Origin of the sequence: Amycolatopsis sp. NPDC051102 (genome assembly GCF_040682815.1) — a bacterium.
Lineage (GTDB): Bacteria > Actinomycetota > Actinomycetes > Mycobacteriales > Pseudonocardiaceae > Amycolatopsis.
This window is the reverse complement of sequence record NZ_JBFBBT010000001.1, coordinates 1,241,512-1,258,059: the sequence shown is the minus strand read 5'-3', so window position 1 is coordinate 1,258,059 and position 16,548 is coordinate 1,241,512. Positions and strand designations below refer to the sequence as shown.

17 protein-coding genes are annotated in these 16,548 nt (G+C 72.9%); 11 read left to right on the top strand and 6 right to left on the bottom strand.

The genetic code is table 11. From position 1 onward, the window contains the following. Window positions 1-72: 72 nt before the first annotated feature. Window positions 73-2,034 (bottom strand): VWA domain-containing protein, encoded by a 1,962-nt coding sequence (locus AB0M93_RS05270; RefSeq protein WP_364268583.1) that lies wholly within the window; start codon window positions 2,032-2,034, stop codon window positions 73-75. Further along, a complete protein-coding gene (locus AB0M93_RS05265) occupies window positions 2,031-3,428 on the bottom strand; it encodes an ATP-binding protein (RefSeq protein WP_364268581.1) in 1,398 nt (465 codons plus the stop codon). The genes AB0M93_RS05270 and AB0M93_RS05265 overlap by 4 nt, the downstream gene beginning before the upstream one ends. 100 nt (window positions 3,429-3,528) lie before the next feature. On the opposite strand from AB0M93_RS05265, the gene AB0M93_RS05260 reads away from it, so the two are divergent. Both AB0M93_RS05260 and AB0M93_RS05255 read left to right on the top strand, forming a co-directional pair. Beyond that, entirely contained in the window at window positions 3,529-4,326 is a 798-nt protein-coding gene (locus AB0M93_RS05260) for a hypothetical protein (protein ID WP_364268580.1), read from the top strand. A gap of 10 nt (window positions 4,327-4,336) precedes the next feature. Further along, on the top strand, window positions 4,337-5,107 hold the full coding sequence (locus tag AB0M93_RS05255) for a methyltransferase (RefSeq protein ID WP_364268579.1): 771 nt from the start codon (window positions 4,337-4,339) through the stop codon (window positions 5,105-5,107). Here the strand turns inward: AB0M93_RS05255 and AB0M93_RS05250 are convergent. Further along, complete coding sequence (locus AB0M93_RS05250; RefSeq protein WP_364268578.1) at window positions 5,104-6,147, bottom strand: ferrochelatase; 1,044 nt, start codon at window positions 6,145-6,147, stop codon at window positions 5,104-5,106. The two genes, AB0M93_RS05255 and AB0M93_RS05250, sit on opposite strands and share 4 nt — an antisense overlap. 86 nt (window positions 6,148-6,233) lie before the next feature. Here AB0M93_RS05250 and AB0M93_RS05245 point away from each other — a divergent pair, with 86 nt between their 5' ends. Next, on the top strand, window positions 6,234-6,818 hold the full coding sequence (locus AB0M93_RS05245) for a TetR/AcrR family transcriptional regulator (protein WP_364268576.1): 585 nt from the start codon (window positions 6,234-6,236) through the stop codon (window positions 6,816-6,818). Window positions 6,819-6,893: 75 nt separating this feature from the next. After that, complete coding sequence (locus AB0M93_RS05240; protein WP_364268575.1) at window positions 6,894-8,054, top strand: Cmx/CmrA family chloramphenicol efflux MFS transporter; 1,161 nt, start codon at window positions 6,894-6,896, stop codon at window positions 8,052-8,054. Window positions 8,055-8,060: 6 nt separating this feature from the next. On the opposite strand, the gene fabI is transcribed toward AB0M93_RS05240, so the two are convergent. After that, a complete protein-coding gene (gene fabI / locus AB0M93_RS05235) occupies window positions 8,061-8,828 on the bottom strand; it encodes an enoyl-ACP reductase FabI (RefSeq protein WP_004562814.1) in 768 nt (255 codons plus the stop codon). A 49-nt stretch (window positions 8,829-8,877) separates the two neighbouring features. Continuing rightward, window positions 8,878-9,582: a beta-ketoacyl-ACP reductase gene (locus AB0M93_RS05230; RefSeq protein WP_364268573.1), complete on the bottom strand. Its 705-nt coding sequence runs from the start codon at window positions 9,580-9,582 to the stop codon at window positions 8,878-8,880. A gap of 183 nt (window positions 9,583-9,765) precedes the next feature. Here AB0M93_RS05230 and AB0M93_RS05225 point away from each other — a divergent pair, with 183 nt between their 5' ends. The 7 genes from AB0M93_RS05225 to AB0M93_RS05195 are packed head-to-tail and all read left to right on the top strand — an operon-like array spanning window position 9,766 to window position 15,535. After that, a complete protein-coding gene (locus tag AB0M93_RS05225; protein WP_364268571.1) occupies window positions 9,766-11,079 on the top strand; it encodes an MFS transporter in 1,314 nt (437 codons plus the stop codon). A gap of 8 nt (window positions 11,080-11,087) precedes the next feature. Continuing rightward, window positions 11,088-11,756 carry a response regulator transcription factor gene (locus tag AB0M93_RS05220; protein WP_364268569.1) on the top strand — a complete coding sequence of 223 codons (669 nt, stop codon included), beginning with the start codon at window positions 11,088-11,090 and terminating at the stop codon, window positions 11,754-11,756. Between the two features lie 6 nt (window positions 11,757-11,762). After that, window positions 11,763-13,157 carry a HAMP domain-containing sensor histidine kinase gene (locus AB0M93_RS05215; RefSeq protein ID WP_364268567.1) on the top strand — a complete coding sequence of 465 codons (1,395 nt, stop codon included), beginning with the start codon at window positions 11,763-11,765 and terminating at the stop codon, window positions 13,155-13,157. Then, the gene (locus tag AB0M93_RS05210) at window positions 13,154-14,098 is read left to right on the top strand and encodes a TAXI family TRAP transporter solute-binding subunit (protein WP_364268565.1); all 945 of its coding nucleotides are present in this window, start codon (window positions 13,154-13,156) and stop codon (window positions 14,096-14,098) included. The genes AB0M93_RS05215 and AB0M93_RS05210 overlap by 4 nt, the downstream gene beginning before the upstream one ends. 16 nt (window positions 14,099-14,114) lie before the next feature. Continuing rightward, window positions 14,115-14,537 carry a thioesterase family protein gene (locus AB0M93_RS05205; protein ID WP_364268563.1) on the top strand — a complete coding sequence of 141 codons (423 nt, stop codon included), beginning with the start codon at window positions 14,115-14,117 and terminating at the stop codon, window positions 14,535-14,537. 3 nt (window positions 14,538-14,540) lie between these two features. Beyond that, window positions 14,541-15,002 carry a tRNA (cytidine(34)-2'-O)-methyltransferase gene (locus AB0M93_RS05200; protein WP_364268561.1) on the top strand — a complete coding sequence of 154 codons (462 nt, stop codon included), beginning with the start codon at window positions 14,541-14,543 and terminating at the stop codon, window positions 15,000-15,002. A 23-nt stretch (window positions 15,003-15,025) separates the two neighbouring features. Further along, window positions 15,026-15,535 carry a hypothetical protein gene (locus tag AB0M93_RS05195; RefSeq protein ID WP_364268559.1) on the top strand — a complete coding sequence of 170 codons (510 nt, stop codon included), beginning with the start codon at window positions 15,026-15,028 and terminating at the stop codon, window positions 15,533-15,535. A gap of 1 nt (window position 15,536) precedes the next feature. Here the strand turns inward: AB0M93_RS05195 and AB0M93_RS05190 are convergent, their stop codons facing one another. After that, entirely contained in the window at window positions 15,537-16,517 is a 981-nt protein-coding gene (locus tag AB0M93_RS05190) for a VWA domain-containing protein (protein ID WP_364268557.1), read from the bottom strand. Between the last annotated feature and the right edge of the window lie 31 nt (window positions 16,518-16,548).

Below are 16,548 nucleotides of genomic sequence, written 5' to 3'. Positions count from 1 at the left end.
GGTGTGGGTGTTGTGTGTCGCCCCTCCATCACCCCCCCCCCCCCCCCCCCCACGACCGGCGCGGCAGAACGGCTATCGGCGGGTGCGCAGGTAGTCGCCGACGACGGCGGCGCCGAGGCCGTCCAGGTCCGGGGCGATCACCCGGCCGCCCGAGCGGCGGGCGATCAGGTCCACGAACGCCGTGAGGCGCGGGTCGTCACCCAGGCGGAACACCGAAATCGAGGCACCCAGCTTGGCCAGCCGGTCCACTTCGGACAGTGTCTTGTGGAGGGTCCGCGGCTGGGGCGGGTAGTCGAAGACCGCCTCGCCGTCGGGTTCCAGGTGGGCCGTCGGCTCGCCGTCGGTGACCATCAGGACCACCGGCTGGGCGTCCGGGTGCCGCCGCAGGTGCTGCCCGGCCAGCAGCAGCCCGTGGTGGGCGTTGGTGCCCTGTTCCCACGCGCCCTCCAGGCCGACCAGCTCCGGCAGCTCCATCGACTGCGCGTAGCGGCCGAACGTGATCAGCTGCAGCGCGTCGTTGCGGAAGCGGGTGCTGATCAGCTGGTGCAGCGCGAGCGCCGTGCGCTTCATCGGCAGCCAGCGCCCTTCCGACACCATCGACCACGACGTGTCGACCAGCAGCGCCACCGCCGCGCGCGTCCGGTGCTCGGTCTCCACCACCTCGACGTCCTCGACGTCGAGGTGCACCTGCCGCTCCCCCGCCGACACCGAGCGCAGCACGGCGTTGCGGATGGTGCGCGGCACGTCCCAGGGCTGCATGTCGCCGAACCGCCACGGCCGCGACGCGCCGGTGGGCTCGCCGGCCGCGCCCGCCGACTCGGTTTCGCGTTCGCCGGTCTTGCCGCGCAGCGCGTTCACGATGTCGGACAGCGCCGTCTCGCCGAGGCGCCGCAACGCCTTGGGCGACAACCGCAGCGAGCCGTCGGCGGCCCGTTCGAACAGGCCCTGGCGGCGCAGCTCGCGCTCCAGTTCGGCCAGCCGCCGGGCGTCGACACCCGCGTCCTTGCCGAGCTGGCGCTCGAGCGCCTCCAGGTCGATGTCCTCCAGCCGCGCGCCCGGGTAGGACTGGCCGAGCTGCTCGGCCAGCGCGTCCAGCTCGGCCAGATCCTGCATGGCCTGCGCGCCTTCGCCCATGCCCAGCGGGTTGTTGCCGCGGAAGCGCGAGGAGCCAGTCCAGTCCTCGCCCGGCCGGGCCGCCTGCAGCTGACTGTCCAACCGGGACAGCTGCTGCGCCAGCCGCGGGTCGCCGAACGCCTGCTGGGTCAGCTCGGCGAGTTCGGCGCGCTGCTCGGCCGACATCGAGTTGAGCATGCGCTGCGCGGCCGCCGACCGCTCCGCGAGCGCGTCGATCAGCTCCTCGACGGTGCGCGGGTTCTCCGGGAAGAACTCGCCGTGCTTGCCCATGAAGTCCTCGAAGCGCTGCTGGATGTCTTCAGCGCCGCGGGCGTGGGCGTCGAGCAGGTCGTTGAGGTCGCCGAGCATCTCGTTGATCCGCTCGACGTCCTCGGGCCCGGCGTTCTGCAGGGCCTGCTTCATGCCCTGGAACCGGGACTCCATCAGCTCCTGGCCCAGCAGGTCCCGGATCTGCTGGTAGTTCTCCCGGCCCTGTTCCGAGCGCCAGTCGTAGTCCGCGAGCTCGTTGACGGCCGCGGCCGTGCCCGGCGGCAGCGCGTCGAGCTGGGCCTCCCGGAACCGGGCGTCGTCGTCCGGGTCCGGGAACAGCTCACGGCGTTCGGCGTCGAGGGCCTCCTGCAGCAGGCGCTGGACCTCCTGCAGGGTGCCGTTCAGGTTGTTGCGCCGCTGGATCTGCGAGCGGCGCTGCCAGAGCCGCCGGCTCAGCTCGTCGAGGCCCGCGGTGCGGTCGGTGCCACGCCGCAGCATCTCCTCCAGCGCGGAGCGCGGCGACGCCCCGGCCATGACGTCCCGGCCGATCTCGTCGAGCGCGTCACGCAGGTCGGCCGGCGGCGCGAGCGGGTCCGGCCCGTCGTGCCACGGGCCGTAGGAGTAGCCGTCGGGAAGCGGGACCGCGGTCATCGGCCGTAGACGGTCGTCGTGTCGTCGGAGTCCTTCGCGAGCCTTCGCGACAGGAACAGCGATTCGAGGGCCAGTTCGACGGCGGCCGCGATCCGCCCGGCGGGCTCGTCGGCGGCGACGCCGGCGCGCCGGGCGACCTCGTGCAGCACCGGCAGTTCCGGCAGCGCTTCGAGGACGTCCTTGCCCGGCACGCGCTCGCCGGTCGACACCAGGTGACCGTCGCCGACCGCGTCGGCCAGCGGCCGCAGGTCCAGGCCGGCGAACCGGTCACGCGCGGTTTCGGCGATCGCGAGGCGCAGCAGGTGCACGAGGTGCTCGATCTCGCGGCCTTCTTCGCCGGGCTCGAACTCGATCTTGCCGCGCAGCACCGACGGAACGGCGTCGAGGTCGACCGGGCGCGCCACGGCGGGCTCCTCCCCCGTCAGCGCCGAGCGCCGCAGGGCCGCGGCCGCCACGGTCTCCGCCGCGGCGACGGCGAACCGCGCCGACACGCCGGAGCGCTGGTCGATCACCGTCGACTCGCGGAGGTTCCGGACGAACCGGGCGAGCACTTCCAGCAGCGGCTCGCCGACCTCGGCGACGAGGTTCGCTTCCTGCTTGACGACCGCGACCTCCGCCTCGACGTCGAGCGGGTAGTGCGTGCGGATCTCGGCGCCGAAGCGGTCCTTCAGCGGCGTGATGATCCGGCCGCGGTTGGTGTAGTCCTCGGGGTTCGCGGTCGCGACGAGCAGGACGTCCAGTGGCAGCCGCAGCGTGTAGCCGCGGACCTGGATGTCGCGCTCCTCCATCACGTTCAGCAGCGCGACCTGGATGCGCTCGGCGAGGTCGGGCAGCTCGTTGATGGCGACGATGCCGCGGTGGGCACGCGGGACGAGCCCGAAGTGGATCGTCTCCGGGTCGCCGAGGCTGCGGCCTTCGGCGACCTTCACCGGGTCGACGTCGCCGATCAGGTCGCCGACGGAGGTGTCCGGCGTGGCGAGCTTCTCGGTGTAGCGCTCGGAGCGGTGGCGCCAGGCCACCGGCAGGTCGTCGCCGAGCTCGGCCGCACGCCGGATCGACGCCGGCGTGATCGGCTGCAGCGGGTGTTCGCCCAGCTCGGCGCCCTCGATGACGGGCGTCCACTCGTCGAGCAGGCCGGCCAGGGTGCGCAGCAGGCGGGTCTTGCCCTGGCCGCGCTCGCCGAGCAGGACGACGTCGTGGCCGGCCAGCAGCGCGCGCTCGAGCTGCGGCAGCACCGTGCGGGAGAACCCGACGATGCCGGGCCAGGCGTCTTCGCCGTTCTTGAGGGCGGTCAGCAGGTTGTCGTGGATCTCTTGCGCGATCGGGCGCGGTTCGTACCCGGCCGCGCGCAGGGCCCCGGCGGTGCGGGGAAGAGCGTCTGGAACAGCGTTCACCCGGTCGACGCTACTGCCGGATCGGCGGCCCGTCGACGTGGAGCGGCTCCAGCGTGGCCGCGCTCCGGGCATCGCGGGCGAGCCGGTAAAATAGGGCGTCGTGTGCCGTCCCAGTGCGACTTTCGCCGTCTGGTCGAGCGCGTGGCTCAACGGGGCCGCCGCGTCCGACGATGTCCTCGATGCCCTGCTCGCGTGGGGTGAGGCCCACGACGTCGTGGCCGCCGACGCGGCCGCGGCCGAGGCGTTCGCGCTCCCGCTGGCGTTCAACCGGGCGGCCACCCCGGTGCAGCTGCTGATGGCGCTGCGTTCGCAAGGAGCGAAATCCCTGCAGCTGGTGCTCCCGGTCCCGGGCGACGTCCGCGGCCTCGGTGGCGGCGGCCCGTTCACCGAAGCGGCGTTGCGCGCGGGCGACGCGCTGGTGCTCCCCGACTTCGGATTCGGCCTGGTGCCGGAGCCGATCGCCGAAGGCCTGGTCCGCTGGACGGTCTACTCGCTGACGTCGGCGGCGACGCCGGAGTACCTGGCGCTCGGCGAGGCCGAGCACGGGCTGACGGACGCGATCCGGGCCAGCGCCGGGGCGCTGCAGACGCTGGACGTGGCCTCGGACCGGCCGGGCGTGCGCGCGGAGCTGTCGGCCCACCTGCGGTCCCGCCCGGACGTCGACTGGCCGGCGGGCACACCGGGGCGCGCGCTGCGGGTGCTGCAGCGCGCCGAGGAGATCGCGGCGATCCTGGCGATCGCGTCGTCGGACGACCCGGGTGGCGCGTTGTCGGCCTCGGCGTCGACGCTGCGGGCCCAGGCGCTGCGGCCGCTGTCGGACGCGGTCCGCACGGCCCGCTGCGCGGCGGTCAACGAGGCCGTGCGGGTGTTCGCGGAGCAGACGGCCCGCGAAGGCTGAGCCTTCCGCGATGACGGACGACACCTGGGCGGCGGTGGCCGACGAGTTCGCCGAGGGTGCCTACGCGTCCGTGAAGGGGCGGGTGCGCACGTACGTGATGCACCGGCAGCTCCTGGAGCACCTGCCCGCCCCGCCGGCCTCCGTGCTCGACGTCGGCGGCGGTGCCGGGCACCAGTCGTTCCCGCTGGCCCGCGCGGGCTACGACGTCACCTTGCTCGACTCGTCGGCGGCGATGCTGGCGAAAGCCCGGCAGCGGCTACCGGCGTCCCTGCAGGGCCGGGTGACGCTGCGGGAAGCCGACGCCGCGAACGCCGAGGAGGCAGTCGGCGGCCGTCGCTTCGACGCCGTCCTGTGCCACGGCGTGCTCGGATACCTGGAGCGGCCGGAGCCCGTGCTCGACCAGCTGTGCCGGTGCGCCGCCCCCGGCGGTCTCGTCTCGATCATGACGGGCAACGCCGACGCCGCGGCGGTGCGCCCGGCGATGGAAGGACGCTGGGAGGACGCCCTGGCCGCGTTCGACGCCCGCACCGAAATCGGCGTCCTGGGCCTGCCGACGCGGGCCGACACGGTGGCCGAGCTGAGCGAGTCCCTCCGCAGCCGCGGGGTGGAACCCGTTGCGTGGTACGGAGTCTGGCTGTTCGTCGACTGGCTCGACCTCAGCGGCGCCGGGCCGGACCCGGCCGAAACCGAGCGCGTGGCGGCCGTCGAGTTCGCGGCCGGCCGGCGGGATCCCTACCGCCGGCTCAGCCGCGCCTTCCACCTCGTGGGGCGCCGGACCTAACGGCCCGGGCGCTTCGCCGGTTCGCAGCAGCCGATCGCGCAGGGCACGCCGTTGACCGTGCAGCCCGCGGACGGAAACGCTGACAGCTTCCGCGGCGCCACCCCGTGCGTGTGCTCGCGGATCAGCTCCACCACCAGCTCCGCGAACCGCGGGTCGCTGCCCGCCGTCGCCGCGCGGGCGAACGCCATCCCGTGCTCCGCCGCGCGTTCCGCCGCCTCGTTGTCCAGGTCCCAGATCACTTCGAGGTGGTCGGACACGAACCCGATCGGCGACACGACCACCCCGCGCACGCCGTCGGCGTGCAGGGCGTCGATGTGGTCGACGATGTCCGGCTCCAGCCACGGCACCTGCGGCGGCCCGGACCGGGACTGCCACACGACGTCGTACTCGGCGATGCCCGCCTCGGCGGCGACCAAGCGGGCCGCCTCCGCGATCTGACGCGAGTAGCGGCGGCCGCCTTCCGCGGGCGGCCCCGAGGCGCGGTCGGCGCTCTCCGGCACCGAGTGCGCCGTGAACACCGTGCGGATCCCCGGCTCGTTGCCCAGCGACGCGTGGGCCGCGCGCACGGCGTCGGCGACCGCCGAGACGAACAGCGGGTGGTCGAAGAACTGGCGGATCTTCACGAGTTCGGGGGCACCGTCGCCGACCGCCGCGCGGGCGCGCTCGATGTCCTCGTCGTACTGGCGGCACGCCGAGTAGCCGCCGTACGCGCTGGTGGGGAAGACCAGGATCCGCTTCGCGCCTTCCGCGGTCAGCGCGGCGAGGGTGTCCTCGACCATCGGGTGCCAGTTGCGGTTGCCGAAGTGCACCGGCAGCTCCATGCCGGCGCCCGCGAGCTGCTTCTCCACCGCCGCCATGGCGTCGCGGTTCAGCTTGTTGATCGGCGAGACCCCGCCGAAGTGCTGGTAGTGCTCGGCGACCTCCAGCAGCCGCTCGCGCGGCACCCCGCGGCCTCTGGTGACGTTCTCGAGGAACGGCATGACGTCGTCGGGCCCTTCCGGGCCGCCGAACGAAAGCCACAGCAACGCGTCGTATCCCACCCCGTCATCTTGCCGATGTGGCGGCCCGCACGCCGACCCGGGCCGGTTATGAATCGAACAGTACAAAACTCTGGTACGGTGTCCCCATGGCCAGGCCACGGGAGTTCGACGAGACCGCCGCCGTCGAGAAGGCGATGCACGCCTTCTGGGAACACGGCTACGAAGCGACGTCGACGCAGGACCTGTGCGACGCCACCGGGCTCGGCCGCAGCAGCGTCTACAACACCTTCACCAGCAAGCGAGCGCTGTTCGGGCGTTCGCTGGCCCACTACACCAGCACCCAGCTGGACAAGCGCCAGGCGATTCTCGACGGGCCGGGCACCGCGGCCGAGCGGCTGACCGCGGTCCTCGACAGCGCCATCGAAGACGACCTCGAAGAGCACCGCCGCGGCTGCCTGGTGGTCAACACCCTGGCCGAACTGGGGGTGCCCGACGACGAAGTGGGCGCCGCCCTGCAGGCCGACACCGACCGGAATCTGGCCATGTTCGCCGAGTGCGTCCGCGAGGGCGTGCTCGACGGCAGCCTCCGGGACGGCCTGGACCCCGCCGACGTGGCGGAGTACCTGCTCAGCACCACCTCGGGCCTGCGCGTGATGGCCCGCCGCGGTACCAGCCGCGACCGCATGCACGCCGTCGCCGACATCGCGCTTTCGGCGATCGTCGCCCGCTGACCCCGCCGAATCCCGGACGTCCGTCGATGCTGCCCCAGTTTTGAACTGATCGATACACAATCTGGAGGAGAACCGATGCCCCTGGCCGTCTTCGTCCTCGGGCTCAGCGTGTTCGCGCTGGGCACGTCCGAGTTCATGATCACCGGCCTGCTCCCCGGCATGGCCGCCGACCTGCAGGTGAGCATCCCCGACGCCGGGCTGCTGATCTCGGCGTTCGCCGTCGGGATGGTGGTCGGCGCGCCGCTGCTGGCGATCGGCACCCTCCGGCTCCCCCGCCGCCGCACGCTCCTGGTGCTGCTGGGCGTGTTCGCCGCGGCGCACGTCGTCGGGGCGCTCGCCGGCAGCTATGCCGTCCTGTTCGCGACCCGGGTGGTGGCGGCCTTCGCGTGCGCCGGGTTCTGGGCCGTCGCCCTGGCCACCACGATCGCCCTCGTGCCCGTCGCCCGGCGCGGCCGCGCGATGGCCGTGCTGGTCGGCGGCCTGACCGTGGCCAACATCGCCGGCGTCCCGGCGGGCACGTTCCTCGGCCAGCACGCGGGCTGGCGCGCGGCGTTCTGGGCGGTGGCCGCGGTGACGCTGGTGGCGGTGGCCGGCGTGGCGGCGCTGGTGCCCGAAACGACCGGCGACGCGGTCAGCGTCCGCGGTGAACTGCGGCTCTACCGGCGTGGCCGGGTGTGGCTCGCGCTCGGCGTGATCGCGCTGGCGCAAGCCATGATCTTCGCCGCGTTCAGCTACCTGGCGCCGTTGCTGACCGAGACCGACGGCCTGCCCGAGGGCTGGGTGCCCGGGGTCCTGGCGCTGTTCGGCGCCGGCGCGCTGATCGGGATCAGCGCGGGTGGCCGGCTGGCCGACCGGCGGCCGTTCGCGACGCTCTACGGCTGCCTGGCGCTCGCGCTGGCGGCCCTGCTGGTGCTCGCCCTGACCACGGACGCGTTCGTGGCCATCGCGGCCGTGCTCGTCTTCGGCGTGGCCGCGTTCGGTGCCAACCCGGCGCTGAACCTCCGCGCCTTCCAGGCCGCCGGGGACGCGCCGACGCTCGTCGGCGCCAGCACGACGGCGGCGTTCAACGTCGGCAACACCGCCGGGCCGTGGCTGGGCGGCGTCGCGATCGACGCCGGGCTCGGCTTCCCGAGCGTCGCCTGGACCGGCATCGCCCTCGGCGTGGCCACACTGGCCGCGCTCACGGTCGCCGCCGCCGTCCAGCGCAGCGACGACCGTGAGCTCGTGGCCGTATAGAGGTTCTCAGACGCCGAGGAAGTGGACCCCGCCGTCGACCATGATCATCGAGCCGGTGGTGGCGGGGAGCCAGTCCGACAGGACCGCGCAGACGCTCTTGGCCACCGGGTCCGGGTCCGTGCTGTCCCAGCCGAGCGGCGCGCGCTCGCCCCAGCCGTCCTCGAGGTCGACGAAGCCCGGGATGGACTTCGCGGCCATCGTCTTCATCGGGCCCGCGCTGACCAGGTTGACGCGGATGCCCTGCGGCCCCAGCTCCTTGGCCAGGTACCGGTTGACCGACTCCAGGCCGGCCTTCGCGACGCCCATCCAGTTGTAGACCGGCCACGCGACGCGCGCGTCGAAGTCCATGCCGACGTACGACGCACCGCGGCCGAGCAGCGGCAGGCACGCCTTCGCCAGCGACATGTACGAGTACGTCGAGATCTCGATCGCGGTCTTGACGTCCTCGGCCGGCGCGTCCATGAACGGCGCGCCGAGGCAGGTCTGCGGCGCGAAGCCGATCGAGTGCAGCACGCCGTCGAGGCCGTCGACGTGCTCGCGGACCTTGTCCGCGAGCCCGTCGAGGTGCTCCTGGTTGGTGACGTCGAGCTCGATCACCGGCGCCTCTTCGGGCAGCCGCTTCGCGATGCGTTCGACCAGCGACATGCGGCCGAAGCCGGTCAGCACCACCTTCGCGCCCTCCTGCTGCGCGATCTTGGCCGCGTGGAAGGCGAGCGAAGCATCGGTGATGATGCCGGTGATCAGCAGGCGCTTGCCTTCGAGCAGTCCGGGCACGGGTCCTCCAAGTCTTGGTTCTGGGTGAAGTCGATGTCGTCGAAAGACGTCAGTGGCCGAGGCCGAGGCCGCCGTCGACGGGCAGCACGGCGCCGTTGACGTAGCCGGCTTCGTCGGAGGCCAGGTAGCGCACGGCGGCGGCGATCTCCGACGGTTCGGCGTACCGGCCGGAGGGCACCTGCGCGAGGATCTCCTTCTTGCGCGCCTCGGGGAGCTCGTCGGTCATGTCGGTGTGCACGAACCCGGGCGCGACGACGTTCGCGGTGATGTTGCGCGAGCCGAGCTCCCGGGCCAGCGACCGGGCGAACCCGACCAGGCCGGCCTTCGACGCGGCGTAGTTCGCCTGGCCGGCCGAACCGGAGAGGCCGACGACCGAGGAGATGAAGACGAACCGGCCCCACTTGCCGCGCAGCATGCCCCGGGAGGCGCGCTTGGCGACGCGGTAGGCGCCGGTCAGGTTGGCGTTGATGACGCGCTCGAACTGCTCGTCGCTCATCCGCATCAGCAGCGTGTCGTCGGTCAGGCCGGCGTTGGACACAAGCACCTCGACCGGGCCCTGGTGCTCCTCGACGAGCTTGAAGGCCGCGTCGACCTGCTCGGTGTCGGTGACGTCGGCCTGCACGCCGAACAGCCCTTCGGGCGCACCCGAACCACGGTGCGTGACGGCGACCTGGTGCCCCTGTGCGGCGAGGTCCCGGGCGATCGCCAGACCGATGCCCCGGTTGCCCCCGGTGACCAGAACCGACCGTCCCACTGTGTTCTCCCTTTTCGTGAACTCGCGCTGCTGCCGCGCACGAGGTTATCGGCAGCGCCGCCGGGTCGCGCACCCGCGCCCGGGCTCGCCTCGACCGTCCTAAGCGGGTGTTAGGAACTGCCTCCCGACCTTGCTGGTTACCCGCTGGTTGGTCACCGTGAGTCGCAACACAGGAGGTCGACGATGACAACCCGGATCAGCGGTGCCGAAGCCGCGGGCGTGAGCGAGAACCGCGTTATCGGCAACGTGCTGCGCGGCTCGATCGGCAACTTGATCGAGTGGTACGACTGGTACGCCTATGCGGCGTTCACCACGTACTTCGCCAAGTCGTTCTTCCCGACGTCGGACACGACCGCCGCGTTCCTCGGGACCGCCGCGGTGTTCGCCGTCGGGTTCCTCATGCGGCCGCTGGGCGGGTGGATGCTCGGCCGGTTCGCCGACCGGTTCGGCCGGCGCCGCGCGCTGGTGCTGTCGGTGACGCTGATGGCGGGCGGCTCGCTGCTGATCGCCGTCACGCCGAGCTACCACACGATCGGCATCGCCGCGCCGATCCTGCTGCTGATCGCGCGGCTCATCCAGGGCCTGTCCGTCGGCGGCGAGTACTCCACCTCGGCGACCTACCTGTCCGAAGTGGCCACTCCTGGCAAGCGCGGCTTCTACTCGAGCTTCCAGTACGTGACGCTCTACGGCGGCCAGCTGCTGGCCCTGGGACTCCAGCTGATCCTGCAGGCCGTGCTCACCGAACAGCAGCTGACGTCGTGGGGCTGGCGGATCGCGTTCGCCGTCGGCACGGTCGCCGCGCTGACGGTGATGTGGCTGCGCCGCGGGATGGACGAGTCGGCGAGCTACCAGCGCGAAGCGGACGAGGACAAGGGAAGCGACCGCGGCACGCTGCGCACGCTCGCCAAGTACCCCAAGGAGATCGCCCTCGTCGTCGGCCTGACCCTCGGCGGCACGGTCGGCTTCTACACCTTCGCCACCTACAGCCAGAAGTTCCTGGAGAACACCGCGCACATCCCGCGGCGGCAGGTCACCGTCGTGCTGTTCTGCGCGATCCTCGTCGCCGCGGTCCTGCAGCCGGTGTTCGGGCGGCTGTCCGACCGGATCGGCCGCCGTCCGCTGCTGCTGTTCTTCGGCATCGGCGGCACGCTGCTCACCGTCCCGCTGATGACGGTGATGGGCTCGACCCGCAATCCCGTCGGCGCGTTCTTCCTGGTGCTGGCCGGGCTGGTGATCGTCGCCGGGTACACCTCGATCAACGCGATCGTGAAGGCGGAGCTGTTCCCGACGAAGATCCGGGCGCTGGGCGTCGGGCTGCCGTACGCGCTGACCGTGGCGATCTTCGGCGGCACCGCGGAGCTCATCGCGCAGGCGCTGAAGAGCGCCGGGCACGAGACGGTGTTCTTCTGGTACGTCGCGGGCTGTGTCCTGGTCTCCCTGATCGTCTACGGCACAATGCGGGAAACCTCGAAGACCTCCGAGCTGGAAGAGCGCTGACGAAGGGGATGGCCGTGCGCGTGCTCCTCGTCGAAGACGACGCCGGGGTCGCCGGCGCGCTCGCCGAGTCGCTGCACGCGCGCGGCCATCCGGTCACCAGCGTCGCCCGCGGGGCCGACGCCCTGCACCACCACCGCGCCGCCGACCTCGTCCTGCTCGACCTCGGGTTGCCCGACCTCGACGGCCTGGACGTGCTGCGCAAGATCCGGGCCGTTTCGCCGGTCCCGGTCATCGTGCTGACCGCCCGCGGCGACGAACGGTCGGTGGTGCGCGGGCTGCGGCTCGGCGCCGACGACTACCTGACCAAGCCGGTGCGGCTGGCCGAGCTGCTGGCCCGGATGGACGCGGTCGTGCGCCGCGCGGTGGCCCGCACCGCGCCCGCGGGCGACGTCGTGCGCGTCGAAGACGTCGAGGTCGACTTCGGCGCCCGCCGGGTCCTGGTCGCCGGGCACGACATCGCGCTGACGACCAAGGAGTTCGAGATCCTGGCCGTGCTCGCCCACCGTCCCGGCACCGCCGTCAGCCGCCAGCAGCTGATGGACGAGGTCTGGGGCGACGCCTACCTGGCGGTGTCGCGCTCGCTCGACGTCCACCTGACCGGGCTGCGCGCGAAGCTCGACCGGCCGGGGCTGCTCACCACCATCCGCGGCTTCGGCTACCGCCTCGGCCGGGACTGACCCGGCGTGCGCACCCGGCTCCTGGTGGTCCTGGTCGCCCTCGCCCTCGCGGTGGTGGCCGCGTTCGCCGTGCCGCTGCTGGGTTCGACGGCCGAGCAGCGCACGCAGGAGCTGGTCATCTCCCGCACCGCCGACGTCGACCGGTTCGTCGTGCTGGCCCAGCAGGCCGTCGACACCCGCGACCCGGCCGCGCTCGCCGCGGACGCGGCGCGCTACGCCGAGCTGTACGGCGAAGGCGTCGTCATCGTCGATGCCCGGCGCGTCCCGCTGGTGCAGGCGGGCGGGTTGACCGCGGCCGACCCGGCGGTGCACGCCCTGGTCGAGGCGACCATGCGCAACGAGCCGGCGCCGCGCGTGGACGGCCTCTCCCCCTGGTCGGCCGAACCGGCCTACTTCGCCCGCCCGGTCGGCACCGGCACCCGCGTTTCGGGTGTCGTCGTGCTGCGCGCGTCGGTGACGGCGGCGGCCGCGGACGTCGCCACCCGCTGGGGCACCATCGGCGCCGGCGCCCTGCTGGTCGCGGTGGTGTTCGTGCTGCTGGCGGTGGTGCTGGCCCGGTGGATGGTGCGGCCGCTGCACGAGCTGGAGACCGGCGTGCTGGCCGTGGCCGCCGGGCACCGCGCGCACGTCCCGGAGCGCGCCGGGCCACGGGAGCTGCGGTCGCTCGCCGCCGAAGTGAACCGGATGTCCGAAGCCGTCCTCGAGGCGGCCGAGCAGCAGCATCGGCTGGTCGCCGACGCCTCGCACCAGCTCCGGAACCCGATGGCCGCGCTGCGGCTGCGCGTCGACTCCCTGGCCGGGCGCATCGAGGGCGACGACGCCACCTACCGCGCCACCGTCGCCGAGGTGGAGCGGCTGGAGAAGCTGCTGGACGGGCTGCTCGCGCTCGCGCTGGCCGAGAGCACTGCCACCCGCGTCGCGGCCGGCGGCGCCGACGAGTCCTGCGACCTGGTGTCCGTGCTCGCCGAGCGCGTCGACGCCTGGCGCCCGGCCGCCGAGGACGCCGGTTCGGCAATCGTGCCCCCGCCGGGCCACGCCGAGCCGGTGATCGTGCGCTGCCCCGAGGGTGAGCTCGCGCAGGTCCTCGACGTCCTGCTCGACAACGCCGTCCACTACGCCGGTCGCGGCGCGACGATCACCACGCGGTGGGAAACCGGCCCGGCGGCCGCCACGCTGGTCGTCGCCGACGACGGACCCGGTCTGTCCACTGAGGACCGGGCCCGGGCCACCGAGCGGTTCTGGCGCGCGGGTGGCGAAGGCGCCCCGCGCGGCACCGGCCTCGGGCTGGCCATCGCCCACCAGCAGGTCCGCACCCGCGGCGGCGTCCTGGAGCTGCGCCAGGCCCGTCCGCACGGGCTCGAAGCCCGCGTCACGCTGCCGCTGCAGGAGGTGCCGGGATGACGCTCACCCGCCGCACGGCCCTGCTCGGCGGCCTCGGCCTCGCGCTGGCCGGGTGTTCGGCACCCGGCTACGACGGTCCCGAACGGGAAGTCACCATCGCCGCGGGCGAGCGCGGCGGGTTCTACCTGGCCTTCGCCGAACTGCTGGCGGCCGAGCTGAGCCGCGCCGAACCGCGGCTGCACGCGACCGCCGTGCCGACCGAGGCGAGCGTCGCCAACGTCGACCTGGTGCGGCGCGGGCAGGCCGACCTCGGGCTGGTGCTCGCCGACGTCGCCCAGACGGCAGTCCGCGGCGACGCGCCGTTCACCGGGCGGGTGCCGCTGCTCGCGCTCGGCCGCGTCTACGAGAACTACCTGCAGCTCGTGGTCCGGGCCGACGGACCGGTGCGCACCCTTTCCGGCCTCGCCGGGCGCCCGGTGTCCCTGGGCGCGAGCGGCTCCGGCGCCGCCCAGCTCGGCGAGCGCGTGTTCGCGCAGGCGGGTGTCGCGGTGGACGCCCGGCACCTGCTGTTCGACGACGCGGTCCGCGCGCTGGCCGGGCGCCGGATCGACGCGATGCTGTGGTCGGGCGGGGTGCCGACGCCGAAGCTCGCCGACCTCACCCGCACGACCCCGATCGCGCTGCTGCCGCTGGATTCGGTGGTCCCGGCCCTGCGCGCGACGTACGGACCGGTGTACGACCAGGTCCAGGTGCCCGATGGCGCGTACCGCGGAGTCGGCGCGCTGAGCACGATCGGCGTGGCCAACCTGCTGGTGTGCGCGCCTTCGCTCCCGGACGACGTGGCCGCGGCGGTGGTCCGCCTGCTCGTGGAGCGCGCCACGGCGCTGGTGCCGGCGGAAGCGGTCGGGACGCAGTTCCTGGACGTGCGCACGCTGATCGGCACGGAGCCGGTGCCGCTGCAGCCGGGCGCGGCGGCCGCTTACCGGGCGCTGCACGGCTGACCGCTAGATTGACCCGGTGACCGAACCCCGCCGCCCGATCGTCGAGATGCCGCTGCGCGTGCGTTACCACGAGTGCGACGGCCAGGGCATCGTCTTCAACGCCCACTACCTGGCCTATGTGGACATGTGCGCCTTCGAGGCGGAGAAGGCGCTCTTCGGCTCGCACGACGAGTTCCTCGCGCACCGCACCGACGTCGTGGTCGCGGAAGCGAACCTCAAGTTCCACGCGCCCGCCCGGTACGACGAGGAATTGCTCGTCTCGCAGTACCTGACCCACTTCGGCACCACGTCGCTGATCTTCGGCTTCGAGATCCACCGCGGCGAAACGCCGATCGCGGCGGCGACGATCCGGTACGTCTTCATCGACCCGGCCACGCTGCGCCCGGCCGCGCCGCCCGACGCGGTCCGCAAGGTCTACGCGGACCTGCTCGGGGACTGAGCCGTGTTCCGCGTTCTCTTCTACCACCCCGAAATCCCGCCCAACACCGGCAACGCGATCCGCCTCGCCGCCAACACCGGCTGCGAGCTGCACCTGGTCGAGCCGCTCGGCTTCACGTTGGAGGACAAGCAGCTGCGCCGCGCCGGGCTCGACTACCACGACCTGGCCCGCGTGCACGTCCACGCCGGCCTCGATGCGGCGTGGCAGGCCCTGCTCCCGGCGAAGGTGTACGCGTTCAGCGCGTCGGCGACGCGGCTCTACACCGACGTCGCCTACACCCCGGGCGACGTGCTGATGTTCGGACCGGAGTCGGTGGGACTGCCCGCCGACGTCCAGGCGGCGCCGGAGGTGACCGACCGCGTGCGGCTGCCGATGCTGCCGACGAGCCGGTCGCTGAACCTCGCCAACTCCGCGGCCATCACGGTCTACGAAGCCTGGCGGCAGAACGGCTTCGCGGGCGCTTGATCACCGTCCGGTAGGTTCCCCGGATGCGACAGCAGTTCCTGGGGGTGCTCATCGGCGCCGCGTTCGGCACGGTGTTCGTCCTGGTCAACTCCGGTCCCCCGGTTCCCGCGGCCCTCGGCTGGGTGCTGCGCGCCCTCGCCGTTCTCGCGCTCGCCGCCGTCGTCGTCCTCGGCCTGCGCGCGGGCGGGCGGCCGACGCTCGAAGACCGGCCGGTGTTCGGGCCGGGCTACCGGGTCATCGTCGTGGGCGAGGTCGTGCTGCTCGTCGCCGGGTTCTTCGTGCTGAGCCTGCTGGACGCGCCGGTCCAGGCCAACGTCGCCTGGATCGCCACGATCGTCGGGCTCCACTTCGCCGCGCTCGCGTCCGCCTGGAAGACCCGGTCGATCCTCGTGGTCGGCGTGGTCCTGACCGTGCTCGGCGTCGCCGGTCTCGTCCTGCTCGGGAGCGCCCCGGCGTGGGTGCCGTTCGTCAGCGGCGTGCTCTCCGGGGTGACCCTGCTCGGCGGAAGCCTCTACGGCGTCCGCCGAGCCTGAGTCACGGGAGCCGCTGCCCGAAGAAGAGGCTGGCCGCCGCGCCCAGCATCAGGATCAGCGTGCCGGCCACCAGCCACGGCTTGCTCGCGTCGGCGTCCTTGAGCTCGTAGCCGATCTGCTCGCCGAGGTCCGCGTAAACCTTTTTGAGCTCTTCGGCGCTCGCCGCCTTGTAGAACTCGCCACCGGAGAGCCGGGCGATCTCGCGCAGGGACTCGTCGTCCACGCTCACCGGCTGCGGCTTGTCGTCGATGGTGACCGAACCGTGGGTGGTGCCGAAGGAGATCGACGAGATCGGCACCCCGGCCTGCTTCGCCGCCTGCGCCGCCGTGTACCCGCCGCGCGCCGCGTACAGGTCCTCCGGGACCGTCTGCTTGCCGTCGGACATCAGCACGATCCGCGCCGGCGGCGGCCCGTCGGCCCCGCCGACGACGGTCGAGAAGCTCTCCACCGACTGCAGGGCCGCGAAGATGCCCTCGCCGGTCGCCGTCGACTGGGCCAGCTTCAGGTTTTCGATCGCCCTGATCACGCCGTTGCGGTCGGTGGTCGGGTTGACCAGCACGGTCGCCGTGCCCGCGAACGAGATCAGCCCCAGGTTGATCCCCGGCGTCATGTTCCGCGCGAAGCTGGTCGCCGCTTCCTGGGCCGCCTGCAGCCGGGTCGGGAGGACGTCGGTGGCTTCCATCGACAGCGACACGTCGATCACCAGCATCACGGTCGCCCGGTTGCGCGGCACCTTCTGCTCGGCGGTCGGGCCGGCCAGCGCCACCGTGAGCAGCAGCAGGGACAGCACGATCAGCACCGCGGGCAGGTGCCGGACCCAGCCCTGGCTCTTCGGCGCGACCTTCTCCAGCAGCTCCAGGTTCGCGAACCGCATGGTCCGCTTCCGGCGCGCCCGCTGCGCGAGCACGTACCCGATCGCGACCGCGGCCACCGCGATCAGCAGCAGGAACCACCAGGGCGAAGCGAACCCGGTCAGGCTCACGCGCACACCTCGCTGACGCTCGGCGCCGCCT